Source organism: Siphonobacter sp. SORGH_AS_1065 (genome assembly GCF_030818595.1).
GTDB lineage: Bacteria > Bacteroidota > Bacteroidia > Cytophagales > Spirosomataceae > Siphonobacter.
In genome coordinates this window covers 74,919-94,087 of sequence record NZ_JAUTAM010000005.1, presented here as the reverse complement: position 1 = coordinate 94,087, position 19,169 = coordinate 74,919, and the positions used below count along the sequence as shown (strand labels likewise).

Sequence of the window (19,169 nt, the reverse complement as noted above, 5' to 3'; positions counted from 1 at the left end):
TTAAAACATATTTTTAATGTTTTTCATTGTTTTTTAAAATTATGACTCTAATTTTGAACTGCATATTTACAATAGTCACATTTTATTATTTATAGTACATTAGTCATAACATCTATATTCTCTTTATGAGTATGCGAGCAAGATTAACTTTGATAGGAGCTGGCCCCGGAGATGCCGAACTAATTACGTTAAAAGGCATTCGGGCATTAAAGCAGGCAGACGTCGTATTATACGATGATCTGGCTAACCAGGAGCTACTGGAATATGCCCCAATGGAGGTGCCTAAGTATTACGTAGGCAAACGAATCGGTAAAGCCTCGCATACGCAGGAAGAGATTAATGCGATGATTGTGGCGATGGCTCACGAATATGGTCACGTGGTTCGCTTGAAGGGTGGTGATTCGTACGTGTTTGGCCGGGGACATGAGGAATCGACCTACGCTCAGGAAAAGGGTATTCCCTGCCAGGTTATTCCGGGCGTTTCGAGTTGCATTGCGGTTCCTGCTTCCCAGGACATTCCCGTGACGCGTCGCGGGGTGAGTGAAAGCTTCTGGGTTATTACCGGAACCACCCGCCACGGTGAACTTTCGGATGACCTGAAACTGGCTGCTCAGTCTAAAGCGACAGTAGTCGTGTTGATGGGTTTACACAAAATCAATGACTTATGTGAGTTGTACGAATACTACGGTCGCGGAAATTTACCCATGGCCGTCATTCAAAACGGAACCCGTCCGGATGAACGGTGCCTACTGGGTACGGTTAGCGAAATGCCTCAATTAGTAGCCGAAAACGGCGTTGGGGCTCCGGCCATTCTGGTTATTGGAGAAGTGGTTACGCTTCATCCACACTACATTCAGCAGTATTTACAAAGCGTAAGCGTATCATAAAAAAGCCGATCCGGTGTGGGGGCACCTGGTGGATCGGCCTGGCTTGTTCATGTTGCACATAAACGTATCAAAGAAAATGTAAAACTACCGCTCCAGCAAATCTTCCCGCGTTCGCTCCGGCGAACATCGTTCTTCGTTCTGATCCTGCCGCAGATCAGCCTTCATTGGTATTGCCTGTTTTTCAATTGTTTGTCTTTCCATTTTTATGAAAAATAAGTACATATTCCGACTGCTTGGAGTGGTAGGCGGACTGGCGGGAGTATTCCCTTCTCAGGCCCAACTAACCCTGACCGGGCAACTCCGAACCCGTACCGAACTGCGGGACGGTTATGGTAACTTACTTCCGAAAGATGCATCCGCGGCGGCCTTTACTTCTCAGCGAACCCGGTTATCCGTGGGGTATAAAGTGGATCGGTTAAGCTTCGGTTTTACCGCTCAGGACGTTCGTGTCTGGGGTCAGGATGCTTCTACGATTACAGCAGCCGATGGCAATCGCTTTTCCGTACACGAAGCCTGGGCTGAACTACAGTTACTCAATAAAGCAGATACCAGTATTCACCTGAAATGGCTCGACCAGCTAAGCTTAAAAGTCGGACGGCAGGAGCTGGATTACGACGGAAGTCGCCTGCTGGGCAATCTGGACTGGCTGCAACAGGCACGGCGTTTTGATGCAGCCTTATTCAAAGCCCGCCATCGGGGTTGGGCCCTGGATCTGGGCGGCGGCTTTAATCAGAATTCGGATGCCTTTGGCTTAACCGGAACTGCTTATACGCCGGGTAACGTCGCTACCACGGCTTTGTCTACCAAGAACGTGATCCTTTCGATTCCCGCTGGTTTTATTCCAACTTCCGGGAAAAACGGGGCACCGATTTTAGCAAATGCCGTCAGCACAAACGGACAAAACCAGCAGTTTAAGGCCTTTCAAATGGCTCACCTGACCAAAGTAATCAAAGGGCATACGCTTACCGGCCTTTTCTTTAAGGATGATTTTTCCAAGTATCGTATAGATAGTACCGGTAGCATTTCCAATGGATACGTCTATGGCCGTAGATACGATATCAGAGGGGTGAATTCACGGGTTACCTACGGAGCCATGTTAACCGGATTACTGGCAAAAACGACCCTGGGTAAGTTTAGTTATCTGGCTTTTGCCTACGCCCAAAGTGGCCACGACCGCGATGGACTGACCATTAACGGAGCTCATTATTACGGCGTTAACCTGGCTTATCTTCAAAATCGTTTTACCGTAACGGCTGGATACGAAAATCTTACGGGAAACAAACCCGATCAGCCTACGGGCACCACTCGTCGATTTGATCCGCTATACGGTACCCCTCACAAATACTGGGGTACCATGGATTACTTCTATGTTGGAACGGGTTCCCCCGTGGGAGGTCTTCAGGATGCTTTCCTGAAAGTAAAATACACCGTCAAACGATTCACGGCCGGACTCGATGTACACTACTTCGCTCTGGAATCCCCCATCGTGAATCGTCTGTCGGAGGTACCCAGCACCTTCCGGGGGCATCTGGGCAATGAGTATGATTTCGTAGCGAGTTATGCTCTTAATAAGTTCACAGCCCTTGAGTTAGGCTACAGCCTGATGCAGGGCACTAATCAGCTGGAATACGCTAAACAGAATACGCTTAATCAAAAAGAGAAGTTGGGTCAGTGGGGCTATCTGATGTTAAACATTCGTCCCGATTTCCTGGCGAAATCGGCTAAACCTTAATCCCATGCCAAATACGCCTTTACAATCCCTGCCTTTGTTTCAGTTCCGTGGCGTGCAGATGCGTACGTTCCACCTGACCTGGATGACCTTCTTTGTGTGTTTCTTCGGCTGGTTCGGTCTGGCTCCTCTGATGCCTGCCATTCGGGCCGACCTGGGCCTGAGTAAAGCACAGGTAGGTAACACCATTATTGCGGCGGTTTCGGCCACCATTTTTGCCCGTTTAATCATTGGTAAACTTTGCGATACCTGGGGGCCACGTAAAACCTATACGGCCTTACTCGTCATTGGTTCCTTACCCGTTATGTTGGTAGGTCTGGCTCACGACTACCTTACCTTTCTCCTCTTTCGATTAGCCATTGGTGTGATTGGGGCTTCGTTCGTGATTACTCAGTTTCACACCTCCATGATGTTTGCTCCACAAATCAAAGGAACGGCCAATGCCGTAGCCGGAGGTTGGGGTAACTTGGGTGGTGGCGTTACGCAGTTAGCCATGCCCCTGATTATGACCACAATTATGGGTTTCGGTTTCATTAAATCAGACGCCTGGCGGTTAGCAATGGTTGTACCGGGAGTGATGATGCTAGTGATGGCTTTTCTATATTACCGCTACACGACGGATACACCCGAAGGTAACTTCGAGGACATCGATCGTCAGAAAGTGAAATCCACCGTAAGCTGGGGTCAAGCAAGTGCGGATGTTCGGGTTTGGGCGTTGGCTCTGGCCTACGCCTGCTGCTTTGGCATGGAGATTACCTTTGACGGTGTAGCGGCGTTGTATTTCTTTGATAACTACAAACTTCCCGAAACCGAAGCAGGATTTTGGGCCATGCTGTTTGGCTTTATGAATCTCTTTGCCCGGGCTATGGGCGGTGTTCTGGCGGATAAAGTGGGTAAAACCTACGGCATGCGGGGCAAAGGCGTATTACTGGCCGGCTTGCTGGTGCTGGAAGGATTAGGCATCCTGTTATTCGCTCAGGCCGGAAGTCTGACAATGGCTATCGTCTCTATGCTTTCGTTTGCCTTGTTTCTGAAAATGGCCAACGGTAGCACTTACGCAATTGTACCTTTTGTCAACCCCAAAGCCCTGGGTATTATCTCGGGTATTGTGGGTGCGGGTGGCAATATTGGCGGTATGCTTATGGGATTTCTCTTCAAGTCTCAGAACATTAGTTACGCTCAGGCCTTTTTCTACATCGGTATCGGCGTAGCTCTGACGGGCGGTTTACTGTTCCTGATCAATTTTGCCAAGGCTTCGGTAACCGAAGAATCCGCGTCGGCTCTTGCCCCTTCTTTACAGTCTGCTGAATAAGTTTTAAAAGTTGCCATTCCTATGAGTACGACCCATCAAACCACGTGTTGTTATTGCGGTGTAGGTTGCGGCATTGTCGTCAAAAAAGAAGCTACGGGTGACTTATCCGTGCAGGGCGACCCGCAGCATCCTTCCAATCGCGGGATGTTATGCTCCAAAGGCATGAACCTGCATTATACCGTGATGGATCAGTCCGACCGCTTGCTGTATCCTCAGATGAGGTATGGCCGTTCGGCTCCGATGCAACGCGTGAGCTGGGACACGGCTCTGGAACGTACCGCAGCGGTTTTCAAAACTTTCATTGAAAAGTACGGCCCTGACTCCGTGGCTTTTTATGTCTCGGGTCAGTGCCTTACTGAAGAGTATTATCTGGTTAACAAGCTCATCAAAGGCTTTATTGGTTCGAACAATATTGATACCAATTCCCGGCTTTGCATGAGTTCGGCGGTGGCAGGCTATAAGCTTAGTCTGGGAGAAGATTCCGTTCCCATTTGTTACGATGACATCGAAGAAGCGGATGTATTTTACGTGCAGGGGGCGAATCCGGCCTGGTGTCATCCCATTTTGTGGCGACGGATTGAAGCCCATAAGGCCGCTAATCCGCATGTAAAGATTATCTGCATTGATCCCCGAAAAACCGATACGGCCCGTTCGGCGGATTTGCACTTGCCCCTCCATCCCGGAACGGACATTGTGCTAAACCACGCCATCGGTCGGCTTTTGATTGAACGGGATTACCTCGATACCAGCTTTGTGCTGGATCACACGGACGGCTTTCAGGCGTATCGCGAACTGGTTTTTCAGAGAAGCCTGGAAGAATCTGCTGAACTATGCGGCCTTTCCACGGAGGACATTCGTCAGGCTGCCGAATGGATTGGTACATCCAAGGGGTTTCTCTCCCTCTGGACGATGGGAATGAATCAGTCGGTCGTCGGAGTAAACAAAAACCTGTCCCTGATTAACTTACATTTGATTACCGGACGTATTGGCAAACCCGGAAATGGCCCCTTTTCACTTACGGGTCAACCTAACGCGATGGGTGGCCGGGAAGTGGGCGGCCTAGCCAATGCCCTCCCCGCTCACCGGGAAGTTACCAATGCCCAACACCGGGCAGAAGTCGAAGCTTTCTGGCAATCGCCCGTTTCCATTTCTGATAAGCCCGGATTAACGGCTACGGAATTGTTTAAAGCTCTGGAAGAAGATCGACTGAAAGCCGTCTGGATTATCAATACCAATCCAATGGTGAGTATGCCGGACATGAATGCCATAGAGTCTGCTTTGAAAAAAGCTCGTTTTGTGGTTGTTCAGGATATTTCCAATCGATCCGATACCGTCGCTTTTGCCGACGTTGTTTTACCGGCGTCGGGATGGCTGGAGAAAGAAGGAACCATGACCAACGCCGAACGGCGGATTACCTATTTACCTAAAATTCTGGAAGCTCCCGGCGAAACCCTGCCCGATGTCGAAATCATCTGGCGTTTTGCTCAGAAAATGGGATTCCACGATGCTTTCAATTACCAGCACGCTTCCGAGGTCTACGCCGAATACGCTCGCTTAACCGCCGGAACGAACGTGGATATTACCGGGGTTACCTATCCGTTACTCCAACAGGAACGAAGTATTCAATGGCCGTATTCAACTCAAGCCCAGAGCTCTACCCAACGCTTATTCTCGGATCACCGTTTTTATACGCCTAACCAGAAGGCTCAGATTCGGGCCGTTCCCGATGGGAATGCCTCGGAACCACTGGATGAAGATTTTCCACTGATATTAACTACGGGCCGCATCCGCGATCAGTGGCACACCATGACCAAAACGGGTCGGGTGGCTAAGCTGAATCAGCACATTCCACAAGCTTTATTACAAATCCACCCTCAGGATGCCCTTCAGCGTGCTGTCGGGGATGGTCAGTTAGTTACCGTAAGCAGCCGACGCGGCGAGGTTCGGGTTAAAGCTCAACTCAGCGAAGACGTTCGCCCCGGCGTTTGTTTTCTACCCATGCACTGGGGAAAAATTCTTGAGTCAACGCTCAATCGGGCGAATAACCTCACGCATACCCTGATCGACCCGATCTCTAAAGAACCTGATTTTAAGTTTTCAGCAGTTGAGGTGAAGGCTTATGCAAAGCCCCGCGAAAAGATTATCATCATCGGAGCGGGTTCGGCTGGGCTGGGTTTTGTTCAGTCTTACCGGGCTTTAAATCAGGACGATGAAATTCACGTTTTCTCAAAAGAAGAACATCCTTTTTATAACCGGGTATTACTCCCTGACTACATCAGCGGAGCTCAAAACTGGTCGCAGTTAGTCAAACTAAGCCCCGAAGAATTCGAAGCTCAGGGTATTATCGTTCATAGCGGCATCAGTATTGAACACATTGATCGCACCCATCGGATAGTTACCGACAGTCTGGGCCGGGAGCATTCCTACGACAAACTGATTTTGGGTATGGGCAGTCGCTCTTTCCGTCCCAAAGGTGTTCCTAATCTACCCGGCATCTTTAATCTGCGTTCCCGCATGGATGCCGATACTTTACAACCCTACCTCAAGCAGCCTAATGCCCGGATTGTGGTGGTGGGCGGCGGGTTATTAGGTCTGGAATTAGCGGCCTCCTTACGCCACATGGGCCTGCTGGTAACGGTGATTCAGCGTTCTGGCCGTTTCATGGAACGCCAGTTGGACCCTTTAGCCGGGGAGATGCTCTATCAGGATCTTCGGGAACGGGGCATTGACATTTACTTTAACGAAGAAGTTCAAACTTACCTGGGGTTAACCCAGTTGGAGGGCATTCAGTTAAAATCCGGGAAAAAGATTGATTGCCAGGCCATTGTATTAGCCATTGGCACAACTCCTAACCTGGAATTAGCTCGGGCTTCGGGACTGGATTGTGGTCGCGGCGTCCTTGTGAATGATTACCTGCAAACCTCTGATCCAGCCATTTTTGCGGCGGGAGAGATTGCTCAGTGGCAAGGGCAAATGTGGGGAATTACCCGGGCCGCCGAACAGCAAGCCGAAGCCATTGCCCGCTACATTTTCGGGGATATATCCCAGCCCTATCGCGGCAGCTTGTCCATGAACATTCTAAAAATGGAAGGGTTGCATTTATGCAGCATGGGGTTAGCCGAAGCCCCGGATTCTACGTATGAAGAGATCGTTTTTGTTGACAAAGCCAAGCGTTATTACAAAAAATGCATCGTCCATCATGATCGACTTGTCGGAGCCATTCTCATCGGTGATAAAAACGAATTTCTGGAATTCAGAGAACTCATTGCTAACAAAACAGAGCTTTCCGAAAAGCGTCTGCAATTACTCCGTTCCAGTCAGAAAGCCGATCCGCTCGAAGGCAAGCTGGTGTGCTCCTGCAACAGCGTGGGTGAAGGCAATTTGAAGAAAGCCATTAACTCTGGATGCACTGATTTTCAAAAACTTTGTCAGCAAACCGGAGCAGGAACGGGATGCGGTTCATGCCGTCCTGAAGTCAAGAATATACTACAGCAAATGCTGATCACTGCTTAAGCCATGAGAGATTATTATATCCTGAAAATCAACGCTCCGGCGGGCATTTATTCACCGGGGAATTTACTTCGGATTTTGAAGCTAGCTTATGCTTCGGGCATTCGCAAGGTGCGTTTCGGAGCTCGTCAGCAGTTGTTAATGACGGTACATTACGAAGAACTTCCCAGCCTGCAAAAATCACTCACGCAGGAAGCTATTTCTTACGAAGTTAATACCGACCTCTACCCTAACCTGATTAGCTCTTATTGCGGTGAAGATGTCTTTCGCAGCGGTGACTGGTTACGGGAAAGCGAGTATCATTTTATTCTGGATCAGTTTGAAAAACCCTCTCAGCTTAAGGTTAATCTTTCGGATTCCGGGCAGAGCTTTACGCCGTTTTTTACGGGTCACGTCAATTTTATTGCTTCTCATGAGCCGCATTTCTGGCATGTGTATATCCGTTTACCGAAAAGTAATCAGTTAATCCGTTTTCCTCAGTTACTCTACAGCAGCGAGTTAGGACGTTTTGTTTATACTCTCGAAGCGTTACTGAACCAATCAACTACCCACTGGTTAGAATCGCTTCAACAAACCCATTTCATTGCTCAGCCCTCTCTTCAGGAAGTCGAACTTCCCGACTTTTCGCTCCCTTATTACGAAGGGTTCAACCGCTACGGTACCCGAACCTGGCTGGGGCTTTACCGCCGCGAGGAATGGTTTAGTATTTCTTTTTTGGTAGAGGTTTGCGAGTTATGCCTGAAAACCAGAATTGGAGAAATTTGCAGCACTCCCTGGAAGTCACTCATCATCAAAAACATTCAGGAAAAAGACCGAATGCATTGGTCCTACCTGCTCGGTAAACATAACATCAGCGTTCGTCATGCTTCGCATGAACTGGCCTGGCAAACGGAAGATCATTCGGCAGAAGGGGCCAGTCTGAAACAATACGTCATTCAGCATTTTAACCGGGAAGACACCCGCACGTTTGGGTTATGTTTCGGTATCCAGACACAGCCTAAATCAGAGGTTTTCGGCTCGGTATTAATCCGGCAAAGGCCCTGGATTCAATGGGGATTTATTAGCCTTGGGAAACGTTATGATCTATACGTAGCAGAGCAGTATAATCCCAACAGTCGCATCTTTCGAAAAGTTGAAAAGGGCTTGCTTAAAATGCACGTTCCGCTTCAGGTGGAGCGAATTTGTCGGACGTTTAGTGCCCAGCGAATCCTGCGTACGACAGAAGCCTTGCCCCTGGTAGAAGAAGAACTTTTTGCTTCGCCAACGACTGAAGTCTATGAATGCCCGCACTGTCTGACCCGCTACGATGAACGTTATGGCGATGAAACCCAGTCGATTGCAGCCCATACCACATTTCAGAAGTTACCGGAAAGTTATCGCTGCCCCACTTGCGAGGCTCCCAAGAGCGATTTGATACGAATGTTGCAGGAAGCTTAAAAGCGGTCTAACATTTTAGAATCGAAGCACTGAATGCGTTCTTCCTCTTTTCTAGGACTGACAGGCTTGGAATCAGGCAGGTAGAACCTGCCTGATTGTAGGAACAAGAGGGTATCTCGCACCAGTGGAGACGTAACATTTTTTAAATCTATTTTTAAACAGTCTCTTTAAACGCCAAAGGTTTTGGCGGTATAACTTCCAATATTCTTGATTTCATTATTAGCCGCCCTTACCTCAATGTCGTAAAGGGTCTTATTGATGCGTTCAATGCTGAAGGATTCCAGAATTTCTTCGGCCTGATCCTGCCGCAGCTTGAATCGGTTAATGAGTCGATCCATGATGGGCGTTACGTCCACTGCCGTCGATTTATTCGCATAGGAAACTTCAAAAACAACGTTCTCAACGGGCTTGCGTCCCCTCCCCTCTTTTTCCCCATAAACAGGTGTATACGTGAAGGTTAAGTCCGTATTGCCATTAATTTCCCGCATGGCAATCTCCAGCACTTCGCGGTTAAAGTGCGTCCATTTGGGATATTTATCTTTTCCTGTTTTCGGATCAATGATGGCCAGCATGGATTTCAGTTCTACGACACTACGGGTAAAGGTTTTGTTCTTCATGTTCTTGTACATGCAGAGTAGTTCATAAATCCGTTTGGCGTGAATGGATTGTAAAGCCATGGCTGCCTGAAGCTGGATTTTGGTGAACTTTTCCTTTAACTCAACGTAAAACGGGCGAATCTTCCGAGATAATTCAATTTCAATAATTCCGGTGCCCTTTTTGTAGGTGGCAGAAGCGGCAAAAGTCGTTTGCAGAAAATCGCCATTGGGCAGGTATCCTTCCACCAGACGCGTAACGATCTTGGCGGTAGCTTTTTTGTAGGCATCGTAATACAGTTCCTCACTCCCCATGATCGAAGCAATTTCCTTGATGGACACCTGATATACTTTGTTCAGCGGATCGTCCGGGCGTACCTGAGAAATGACCATATACAAAATGTTCCGCTCGGTTTCAGACATTTCATAACGAGCTTCGGTAATGAAGTTGTCCTGGTATAGTTCGATCTGCTTTTTCATATCCATAGGTTGCTGACACTTAGCCAAATATAGAAAAGAATTGCAATTAGTTGTACATTAAAATTCAAAACACAACTTTTTACCGATCAAAACACAACTTTTAAACCCTATTTCACCGATCAAAACACAACTTATTAGCCTCATCTGACCGATCAAAACACAACTTTTTACCGATCAAAACACAACTTTTAAAAGTTATCCACAGGGTAAATCGCTGATTGATAGCCTGTTAATTTATATTTTTTTCCCTTCAAGAGTATAACAAGAGTATTTGAAATACCCAAACTCTTGATTACTTGCCTACAAGACGAGAGCTTGCATTAAATTTCCCCCGCTCTTTTTTATAGAAAGGGTAAAAAGTAATCAATGAAAAAATCAAAAAACAAAGCGGGGGGATAAAGGTAAAATAGAGTAGGCCGTGAACTAAATAATTAGTTTTAAAACATCTCTCTTTACACGATTCGTTTCTAAGCTTTATCTAGACTTTCAAAAACGATGGATAAGTATAATCACCCAGATTTACTAATAAAGTCGCTCAGAAGGGCTCAAAATGCGAAAAACTAGGCTCTTCTCATTCTTTCGTCCACTCTACCACTCGCCAAAGCTTCCATTTCATCCGTTTTCACCGATCAAAACACAACTTATTCTCTTCAATTAATCATGTTTGATACGGTTTACCTTCATTTATTAGCTAAAGCAAAGAGGAGTATATATTCTCCTCCACCAATTAAAACACAACTTATTCTATTAAATCAAGGGGCTTCTTGGTTGTTCAAAGAGTACAACCCTTCAGTTGACCGATCAAAACACAACTTATTTAAGCGGCTCAACTAAACAGTAGAGACCAATAGCTACATCTATTCTATTGATAATCAAATACATACTAGTTTCACCAATTAAAACACAACTTATTCATAATTGTAATGAAATCACCCATGGCATATCTCTACTGGTATATTTTACCCACTACTAATTTCACCGATCAAAACACAACTTATTAACTAATCATAGCTTATTGAACTAAATTAAGTAATTGATAATAAGACATATACGATAATAGCCATAATAAAAGGGGTAACACTGATTAAAACAGTATTACCCCTTTATTTACTAATTACTCCTGGATTTTACTTCAACGTCTTAAGTTGGCGAGCCAATTTGATAATAGCATTCAGTAACTCGTCCGAAGCAACTTCCACTTTCATTAACTGACTCAATTTTTTCCGCAACTGATTCTTCACTTCTTCCGCTGATGCGGTTTCATGATCCTCTGAATTCTCCACAGCTGGTTTTCTCAACACTTGCTGAACCGCATCCATGGAAGGCAAATCCTCTACCGGCAAAGTTGCTAATTGTTGCATATCACCTTTGCTAACTTTTACCTTTCCGCTCAGCACTTCCTTCTTTAATTCAGGACTCAGTTTATCTACACCCTTTGAAAATTCAGCGTCACGTTTAATGGTCTTTTCACTAACATTGAAACGCTCGGCCAGCCGTTCTGAAGTATTCATTTTTTCATAAGGGACATTTTGTCCTTTATGCTCTTCAAATTCATAAGGGTCAAAATGTCCCTTATGGTTTTCATCCGACAAATTTTCATAAAGGTCATTTTGTCCTTTATGACTACTTCGTTCGTATTTACCCTTTTCCAGCCGTTCGGTTCTGTATCGTAACCCGCGTAAATACGAGGCTTGTTCCGGCGTTAGGTTTCGTCTACCTAGCTGATTTTCAATCATAAAAGCAAAAACTGCTTCCTTGGTTGAAAACTGAACCAGATGAATCTTATAGTCTATGTGATTGGCGGTACAAATGGAATAGCGATTGTGTCCGTCAATCAAAATGTAAGCGGCTTCTGCAACGTCGGTGCCTTTGGCTATAGCCTCTGTTGTTTCCCAAACCAGAAGAGCTTCCCTACATCCTTCTTTCCTTATATTCGCCTCCAACTGAGCAAACTCTTCCGGTTGCAGGGGTGGAATGAAGGCTTCTAGTTCGGGAAGAATCTGAATGCGATTTTTTATTTCCTCATGCCGCAACAGACTCTGATCCTTGATAATTTTCTTATCGTTTAAACCAATCTGGTATTTTTTCATAGGTCAAGGCTTAAGTTCTGGATTGGATAAATTCAGTAGCAAGGTTCTTATAATCCACGGCTCCATTGGAGTCTTTCTGATAGGTAAATATGTCCAACTGAGCTACCTGTGATTCCTTCAAAGCAACATTGGTTCGAATCTCCGTTTTGAAAATGCGGAAATTACTCAAGGCTTCGTGAATATTCTGAATCATGTCCCGATGCACATTCAGGCGTTTATCGACCATAGTCAATAAAATGCCCTCCACTTTCAGCTCGTAATTGATCCGATCACGAACCTGAGCGATTCGATCAAACAAATGATTAACCCCTTTCATGGAAGAAGCCTCCGGTTGAAGAGTAACCAGACAACTGTGCGAGGCTACTAAAGAGGAGTTCGTGAAAATGTTCAGGGCTGGAGGACAGTCAATCAGGATATAATCGTAGTTACCACGAACGGGAGCCAGTGCATTTTTAAGCTGATTAACGCCACCGACGGCCTGCACTAATTCCAGATCAGCGTAGGCCAGTTCTAAATCGCTCGGAGCTAAATCCAGATTTTCACCTACGTTCACAATGGGTAGCGGTTCATTTTTCAGTAAGGCATGAACTACCTGTTTGTCAAGCTCATCCAAGCCGAGCGACTGGGTTAGGTTTCCCTGGGAATCCATGTCTACCAGCAGAATTCGATATCCCGCCAGAGCCAGAGCTTTTCCGAGATTAAGAGTCGTCGTGGTTTTCCCAACCCCTCCTTTGTGATTCACTACCGAGATAATACGGGCTTTTCGGTCAGACAGTTCCGCGTAGCCGTACTCCAGTAGAACAGGATACAATGCCGCTAAGTGTTTATCATTAAGTGTACGATCTCCAGAGATGGCCTTAGCCAGGGTACCGGAAGGAAGGCCCGCCTGTTTTTCTATAGCAGAAACCGAAAGGGCTGGTTTTCGGCGAAAGAATGAAAGAGCTTCTTCGTGCGTCAGCATAAGTCAAAGTGTATTGGAATAATATTAGGACAAATAAATATCATTTGTCCTAATATATGGACTTTCTGATCTTAGAAAATGTAAACTTTTTTTGAACGGCTTAGAAAAGTATCAACCATTAAAGCACTGAGCTACTTTTCTATATAAGCATAGGTTCACCAATCAAAACACAACTTATTAACCTATATTCAATAAGTTGTGTTTTGATAAATGGCTTATTATCAGTTATGTATGAGTGATCGATTTTAGAAATAGTTTTCACCGATCAAAACACAACTTTTAAAATGGAGAAGGCTCAAACAAGGATAATTGATCTGTGTGGGTAAGACGGAGGGCTTTCATCTGCTTTTCATCGAATGGCTGTAAAAGCGAAGTAATAGCCGGATCATCAGAGGGCCGATCGGATAACCAGAGTGATTCGTGTTCAGGATCAATAATGACAGGCATCAAGCCCGTAACATTATTAATGAATTTAAGTAGTGAATTTCCGGGTGTAGTGATTAAGGTAAAAGTCGGGATAACCTGATCTTCGTGTTGCCAGGTTTCGTAGATACCAGCCAAAGCAAAAAGCTGATTATAACGTAACGATAGCTGATAAAGTACCTGGTTTTTTCCTTCTTTTCGATGCACAAAAAAACGATCCGCCAGGACTAGTGCCCGTTGTCCATTCTGAAATGGTTCACGTGCGTAGGCTTTTAACGCAAGATCCTGGCTAAGTACATGCAACCGACGCAGGGGGGTAGACTCTACTTGTTCAGGCTTGGTAGTTGTACTTAACAGGCCCCACCTAAACTGTTGAAGTTCAGTGGGGCTTTGACTAGTAATAATGGGCCAGTAGGGTAATGCTTCAGCATCTGCCTGTGTGACAGGCAAGTACTTTCTTGTCTGAGAAGTTACTTTTTCAACATTAAACCGTTGCTGAATATCCTTAAGTTTTTTGCCAATGCCGAGCCCGATGTACATGGAAATAGATGCTGCCTGGTACCTGAAATAAATCGCGAGGGTATTCGCAAAGGTATGGGATTAAAAAGCTCATGCCCAGTTCACCGCTTATTGAGATTGAAAATAATGGGTAAGGATGGACTGAAAAGATTCAGGAATCAGGTCTGGTCGTTGCGTTTGCAGTGTTTCCGTGTCGAACGTATCCAGATCCGTATATAAAGCTTGTTCCGTATTAAAATGGAGCAAGCCTTCTTCAAATACTCGCTCTTCAGAATCACTGGAAACCTGCATGGAAACGAAGTTCAGACGGCTTATCTCGTCCCTTCCATGTTCCCACTTCAACCAGAAATAAACTTGACTCTTGTCTGTAGCATTGGCTAAATCTGTCCTTTTAACTTCGATGATGCTGATGGCTTGGTTAGTGAAGTAATAAAGTATATCAAAAGCTTCATTCATAGCGAGTAAATCAAATTACATAAATTCAATCAAAATTATAAAAATAAAATCATTTAAAAACGACTTTTAGACTGTAGGTATTAATAATCATAGATAGCGTATTTTCCCGTAATTACAATCTCTTATTAAGTTGAAATCTATTGATAGTATACGTAAACAAATAATTTGCTATTAATGATTTGATTTACAGGTATTTATTATTATTGATAGTAAGATTTTTTCAGGATTAAATTACATTTAATGTTTGTATCTGTAAACGTTTACTTATGAAACGATCCGGCTATTGGATATCTTCTTGGGCAAAAATTAACGTTAGGTGATTGTTATTTTCCTTATTAAATTTACATAAGTTATTTAAGTATAATCACGGATAGTTCCCCCCGCCTGAATCAGTAATTTATGAATCTACCTTTACTCCAAAGTAGGGTTTCTTTGTGGAATCTTACGTTTCTTTTTTTCTCCTGCCTTAGCGTTTTAAGCTGCCGCCCTGATGACTATCCTAAGCGTCAGTTTACGCCTTGTGAAACATTAGCTACTGAAATCGGATATTCGGCTAATGGATTGACTGTATCGGTCAATTTAAATTCCTTAACTGAAACATTAGCTTCCATTGAATGGGATTTTGGCGATGGCACGGCCAAGCAGACCAGTTTAAATTCAACGCAAACGCATACCTATTCCAAAGCTGGAACTTACACCATCACAGTAACCCTTACGGACAAATGCACAAAGACTTTAGTAAAGACGGCAACCGTTACGGTAACGGCCATACCAGTACTAACAACTGTTTTGGCTAGTAGTATAACTTCTAATAGTGCTATTGCTGGAGTTAGGTTTACTAGTTTAGGCAATCCATCAGTTCTTCAATATGGGATCTGTTACACAACTAATAGCAATGTTACTCCAACTGTAGATAACGCAACAGTTAAGTACTTTTCTAACGTTCCTGACGTAAATAGTGCTTTAACACAGCAATTAGACAATCTTCAACCCAATACTACCTATTACTACAGAGCATTTGCTGTCACTGCAGGCGGTAAATACTATCCAGAAGGTGAAGGAGTATTGACCTTCAAGACAACGCCTGATATTACGAGCGGGTTGGTAGCTTATTTGGACTTTGATAATGATACTTGGGATAACAGCCCTAGTAATAATAACCATGGAGAGGTAATACCTAATTCCAGTAAAAGTTTCGATGCAGACCGTAGAGGGAAGACTTCATCAGCCTTTCGGTTTGATGGAACCAATTACATTAAGATAGCCGATAATGCTTCATTACGTTCTTCTGTAGCGTCTATTGCTTTCTGGTTTAAAACAGACAATGTTCCTAACTCGTCCAATAGATTCATGCATCTTTTGTATAAGGCTGATTATGAGACGGATGGTTACAAACAATATTCTGCTTCGCTAGATTGGACTACTCAATATGGCATTAGTGTAAAAGCAGATCTTCGGCAGGGGAGTTGTGAAAATGCATGGCAGCCTTTGCATAAAAACAATTATAGCCTGACTACTAACTGGTGCCATGTGGCTATTGTATTTAACGGTAATAAAGGGGAATTATATATTAATGGTGCCAAGCAACAGGATACTACATTTGCGAGTACAGGTATTGCAAACTGCCCTGGAGGAGACATCATTTTAGGAGCACAGACAAGGGCGTATCCTAATAACTTTAAAGGTTTGATGGACGAATTCCGCGTTTATAATATTGCTCTTACTGAAGAGCAAATTAAGGCACTTTATAACTTATAATCCCCATGTTACATTTTCTATACAAGTGCCTGTTCAGTAGCTTGATTTTTCTGGCTTTTGTTGGTTCAAGTCAGGCCCAGACGGTGGTTTCCAATATTCGAACGGATTATAACACCGATCGAATGAAGATTACTTATGATCTGGAAAAAGCAAATCCCCAAGATTCGATTTACGTTCAGGTGGAAAGCAAAAGTAAAGGTTATTTGCCCGTCAAAACAATAACCGGGGAGGTGGGGAAAGGCATTACGTCGGGTACGAACAAGGTCATCTACTGGGATTATGCTCTGGATGGTATCAAGATAGACGACGAGCAAATTCGGGTTCATATCCAGGTTTTTAACTCTGCAATCAAGCCTAACACAGGAGCGGGCCCGGTCAGTGCTCTAGCTTCGGTGGTCTTACCCGGCGTGGGTAATATGCTGGTAAACCGTAAAATCGGCCTTCGTCCCTTAATCTCCATTTCCTACATTGGTTTGCTTGCCTATGGTTTGATGGAACGCAAGAAAGCAAACGAGCAGTATGCCATTTATAATAGCTCGCAGTACGATTACCTGCCAGCGGAAGCAGAACCATTTTATCAGCAGGCCAATAAGCATCGGCAGAATTTTTATTACGCTTTGCAGGGAGCCGGTTTAATCATGGCCGCTGATGTCATTTACAGTGTCATCAAAGGCAGTAAAAACGCCCGAATCAAACGTTCCCAACCTCGCATTTCCCTCCATTATATCGGTAATACTCCTGCTTTAGCCTACCAACTGAACTTCTAAGCGTATGAAAAAAGCTTTATTTTTTAGTGTGCTCCTGGCAGCTTTGCCCTTCTTCGGTTATTCTCAAACGACCAAAAATTTCTCAACGGGTTGGGAAAAACCCGATATTAAACTAGTAAAACCATCCATCGTCTGGCAGAGTCCATCCGCTCCTGAGTTAACGGTTAATCAGCCCGTTTTTAAAGCTAAGGTTTGCGTACAGTCTTCCGCAGAGTTGACGAATTATCATTTCGTTTTGAATGGGAAGACCATTGGGGGAGTGGAGAGGGGCTTTCGCAAGTCAACTACTTGCGGACAGGAAATTACGCATGAGCTGACCCTCGTGGAAGGCAATAACGAACTACATTTTGTCGCCGTAAATAAGGGCGGGACCACCACGAGCGAATCGCATTACATTACCTACAAAATCGGAGCTACGATCATTCCCCGGTCGGCTTTGATTCTGGCGAATAGTGCGTATCCGGTGCCTTTGAAAAACCCGCTAAATGACGGACGGGCTTTGGAAAGTCATTTGAAAAAACTGGGCTACGAAGTAACCATTCTGGAGAATAAGAACCTGAGAGAGCTCAAAAGTGGCATTGATGCCTACACCGAAAAATTATCCGACAAAACCATTAGTCTTTTCTTCTACGCCGGACACGGTTTGATGGTCAAACGCGAGAATTACATCGTTCCGACCAATGTTCACATCGGCAGCGAGTCAGACGTAGAATATGAGTGTTTTGCTTTATCCCGGCTGGTGGATCGAATGAAGGAGAAAAATCCCAATGGTTCTAATCTGGTGCTTTGGGATGCCTGTCGCAACAATCCCTATCGTTCCTGGACGCGTGGGGTAGAAGGAGCAGTGCATACCAATATCAATCCACCCGTGGGAACCATGATTATCTACGCCACCGAACCCGGTAAAACGGCGATTGATAATGCCGAAGGATCGAACGGGCTGTTCACGGGCGAACTCGTGCGTCACATTCAAACGCCAGACATTGATATTTACGAATTAATGCGTCGCATTGATAAAGGCCTTGCGGATCGGAATACGCCGCAAACGCCTTATCCTGAGGGGACTTTTCGTACACAATTCATGTTCAATCCTTCGCTGAAATGATCCGTTCGAAACGCCTATTTCTACTTCTTTTCTGGTGTATAGCTCAAACAATTCAGGCACAAACCCTGCACGCCGTCTTTGTAGCCGATACAAAAGATGAGTCCCTTGCAACGGCCTGCGAGCGGGATCTGGAAGTCATGCACCGGCAGTTGGCTCAGGCTGCTTCAGCGATGTCGTATCGGTTGAATGACCAAACCATTTCAAGGGATTTATTTACGACCCAACAGCTAGCCCAGGTATTGGATAAGCTTCAGGTAGAGTCGCAGGACGTAGTCTTCTTTTATTACACGGGGCATGGGTATAACCTGAGCGGGCGGCAAGATGTCTTCCCCATTTTGCACATCCAAAAGGACGAAAATCAACTCAAAGACAATCCGGCTCTGCGGGATATTCATGCGATTCTGAAGAAGAAAAACGCTCGTTTGTGCATCACGCTGGGCGATTGCTGTAATCAGATTTCTCATAATACCCGGGGAATGATTGGACGTAAACCCGCCATCGGCGAGTTAACCCTGACGAATGATTCTCTGAATGCAGCTTACCGAAAATTATTTCTGGAAACGTCTGGTGATGTCCTGATTACCAGCAGTAAGCCACCCCAAAACTCTTTTGCACATCCCGACTCAGGCAGCTATTATACCCGGGTATTTGACGAAGCTCTGGAGCTGGCCAGCCGCTATAACCGGGACATTACCTGGGAAACCTTACTCAAGGATACGCAACACCGATTGGAGCAACATTCGGCTACGAAAGACAAAGTTTCCCTTTATGAAATTAAGCTTAAGGGGCAGGAGCCTGTGGTAGTGAGAGAGCTGGACTTCGAACGCATGAATCGTTACCTGAATGCTCTTTCGGATCAGAATCTTTCGGAGTCAGAACGTCAGGCTCTGTTGGGTAAGCTTCACGAATTTTTTGTGAAGAAAGCACGAATTGACATTTACGTTAATACTACGCTTGGCGAAGTGCAGCCCATCGAGCAGGTAGTAAAACGTCTGTATCTCAACGCTGGAAAAATTCAGCGAATTAATATTATCGAACGCTTATCGACCGTTGCTGCCGACGGAAAACATTACGAGCGGGCCGCCATTCAGGAAATTTGGGAATAAAATGATAACCATTGGCTGGTTTAGGTATAGGTAATT

14 protein-coding genes are annotated in these 19,169 nt (G+C 45.0%); 9 read left to right on the top strand and 5 right to left on the bottom strand.

Annotation, left to right across the window (positions count from 1 at the left end):
• The first annotated feature begins 131 nt into the window (after window positions 1-131).
• From cobA to QE390_RS20690, 5 genes are all read left to right on the top strand, one after another.
• The gene (cobA, locus tag QE390_RS20710) at window positions 132-887 is read left to right on the top strand and encodes a uroporphyrinogen-III C-methyltransferase (protein WP_307143633.1); all 756 of its coding nucleotides are present in this window, start codon (window positions 132-134) and stop codon (window positions 885-887) included.
• Window positions 888-1,092: 205 nt separating this feature from the next.
• Window positions 1,093-2,619 carry an alginate export family protein gene (locus QE390_RS20705; RefSeq protein ID WP_307143632.1) on the top strand — a complete coding sequence of 509 codons (1,527 nt, stop codon included), beginning with the start codon at window positions 1,093-1,095 and terminating at the stop codon, window positions 2,617-2,619.
• 4 nt (window positions 2,620-2,623) lie between these two features.
• Window positions 2,624-3,928 (top strand): NarK family nitrate/nitrite MFS transporter, encoded by a 1,305-nt coding sequence (locus QE390_RS20700; protein ID WP_307143631.1) that lies wholly within the window; start codon window positions 2,624-2,626, stop codon window positions 3,926-3,928.
• Between the two features lie 21 nt (window positions 3,929-3,949).
• Window positions 3,950-7,441 (top strand): nitrate reductase, encoded by a 3,492-nt coding sequence (locus QE390_RS20695; protein ID WP_307143630.1) that lies wholly within the window; start codon window positions 3,950-3,952, stop codon window positions 7,439-7,441.
• Between the two features lie 3 nt (window positions 7,442-7,444).
• Window positions 7,445-8,875, top strand: a complete 1,431-nt coding sequence (locus QE390_RS20690; protein WP_307143629.1) for a rubredoxin — start codon at window positions 7,445-7,447, stop codon at window positions 8,873-8,875.
• Window positions 8,876-9,042: 167 nt separating this feature from the next.
• Here QE390_RS20690 and QE390_RS20685 read toward each other — a convergent pair whose 3' ends face one another.
• From QE390_RS20685 to QE390_RS20665, 5 genes are all read right to left on the bottom strand, one after another.
• The gene (locus QE390_RS20685) at window positions 9,043-9,948 is read right to left on the bottom strand and encodes a replication initiation protein (protein WP_307143628.1); all 906 of its coding nucleotides are present in this window, start codon (window positions 9,946-9,948) and stop codon (window positions 9,043-9,045) included.
• Between the two features lie 1,127 nt (window positions 9,949-11,075).
• Window positions 11,076-12,038: a hypothetical protein gene (locus tag QE390_RS20680; RefSeq protein WP_307143627.1), complete on the bottom strand. Its 963-nt coding sequence runs from the start codon at window positions 12,036-12,038 to the stop codon at window positions 11,076-11,078.
• 10 nt (window positions 12,039-12,048) lie between these two features.
• Window positions 12,049-12,999, bottom strand: coding sequence for a ParA family protein (locus QE390_RS20675; protein ID WP_307143626.1), 951 nt, complete (start codon window positions 12,997-12,999; stop codon window positions 12,049-12,051).
• Window positions 13,000-13,278: 279 nt separating this feature from the next.
• The gene (locus QE390_RS20670; RefSeq protein WP_307143625.1) at window positions 13,279-13,962 is read right to left on the bottom strand and encodes an SOS response-associated peptidase family protein; all 684 of its coding nucleotides are present in this window, start codon (window positions 13,960-13,962) and stop codon (window positions 13,279-13,281) included.
• An 87-nt stretch (window positions 13,963-14,049) separates the two neighbouring features.
• Window positions 14,050-14,397 (bottom strand): hypothetical protein, encoded by a 348-nt coding sequence (locus QE390_RS20665; protein WP_307143624.1) that lies wholly within the window; start codon window positions 14,395-14,397, stop codon window positions 14,050-14,052.
• Window positions 14,398-14,796: 399 nt separating this feature from the next.
• Between QE390_RS20665 and QE390_RS20660 the strand changes: the two genes are divergently transcribed.
• Genes QE390_RS20660 through QE390_RS20645 form a run of 4 tightly spaced genes read left to right on the top strand, consistent with a single transcriptional unit; the run spans window position 14,797 to window position 19,133 of the window.
• Window positions 14,797-16,155, top strand: a complete 1,359-nt coding sequence (locus tag QE390_RS20660; RefSeq protein WP_307143623.1) for a LamG-like jellyroll fold domain-containing protein — start codon at window positions 14,797-14,799, stop codon at window positions 16,153-16,155.
• A gap of 5 nt (window positions 16,156-16,160) precedes the next feature.
• Complete coding sequence (locus QE390_RS20655; protein ID WP_307143622.1) at window positions 16,161-16,922, top strand: hypothetical protein; 762 nt, start codon at window positions 16,161-16,163, stop codon at window positions 16,920-16,922.
• A gap of 4 nt (window positions 16,923-16,926) precedes the next feature.
• Complete coding sequence (locus QE390_RS20650; RefSeq protein ID WP_307143621.1) at window positions 16,927-18,027, top strand: caspase family protein; 1,101 nt, start codon at window positions 16,927-16,929, stop codon at window positions 18,025-18,027.
• The gene (locus QE390_RS20645) at window positions 18,024-19,133 is read left to right on the top strand and encodes a caspase family protein (protein WP_307143620.1); all 1,110 of its coding nucleotides are present in this window, start codon (window positions 18,024-18,026) and stop codon (window positions 19,131-19,133) included. The genes QE390_RS20650 and QE390_RS20645 overlap by 4 nt, the downstream gene beginning before the upstream one ends.
• The last annotated feature ends 36 nt before the right edge of the window (window positions 19,134-19,169 follow it).

What these genes read in the sequence shown, in the direction of transcription:
- QE390_RS20695 (WP_307143630.1), top strand. Translation starts at nt 3,950, where the DNA reads ATGAGTACGACCCATCAAACCACGTGTTGTTATTGCGGTGTAGGTTGC.
- QE390_RS20650 (WP_307143621.1), top strand. Translation starts at nt 16,927, where the DNA reads ATGAAAAAAGCTTTATTTTTTAGTGTGCTCCTGGCAGCTTTGCCCTTC.
- QE390_RS20670 (WP_307143625.1), bottom strand. Translation starts at nt 13,962, where the DNA reads ATGTACATCGGGCTCGGCATTGGCAAAAAACTTAAGGATATTCAGCAA.
- QE390_RS20675 (WP_307143626.1), bottom strand. Translation starts at nt 12,999, where the DNA reads ATGCTGACGCACGAAGAAGCTCTTTCATTCTTTCGCCGAAAACCAGCC.
- QE390_RS20660 (WP_307143623.1), top strand. Translation starts at nt 14,797, where the DNA reads ATGAATCTACCTTTACTCCAAAGTAGGGTTTCTTTGTGGAATCTTACG.
- QE390_RS20645 (WP_307143620.1), top strand. Translation starts at nt 18,024, where the DNA reads ATGATCCGTTCGAAACGCCTATTTCTACTTCTTTTCTGGTGTATAGCT.
- QE390_RS20655 (WP_307143622.1), top strand. Translation starts at nt 16,161, where the DNA reads ATGTTACATTTTCTATACAAGTGCCTGTTCAGTAGCTTGATTTTTCTG.
- cobA (WP_307143633.1), top strand. Translation starts at nt 132, where the DNA reads ATGCGAGCAAGATTAACTTTGATAGGAGCTGGCCCCGGAGATGCCGAA.
- QE390_RS20665 (WP_307143624.1), bottom strand. Translation starts at nt 14,397, where the DNA reads ATGAATGAAGCTTTTGATATACTTTATTACTTCACTAACCAAGCCATC.
- QE390_RS20700 (WP_307143631.1), top strand. Translation starts at nt 2,624, where the DNA reads ATGCCAAATACGCCTTTACAATCCCTGCCTTTGTTTCAGTTCCGTGGC.
- QE390_RS20680 (WP_307143627.1), bottom strand. Translation starts at nt 12,038, where the DNA reads ATGAAAAAATACCAGATTGGTTTAAACGATAAGAAAATTATCAAGGAT.
- QE390_RS20705 (WP_307143632.1), top strand. Translation starts at nt 1,093, where the DNA reads ATGAAAAATAAGTACATATTCCGACTGCTTGGAGTGGTAGGCGGACTG.
- QE390_RS20690 (WP_307143629.1), top strand. Translation starts at nt 7,445, where the DNA reads ATGAGAGATTATTATATCCTGAAAATCAACGCTCCGGCGGGCATTTAT.
- QE390_RS20685 (WP_307143628.1), bottom strand. Translation starts at nt 9,948, where the DNA reads ATGAAAAAGCAGATCGAACTATACCAGGACAACTTCATTACCGAAGCT.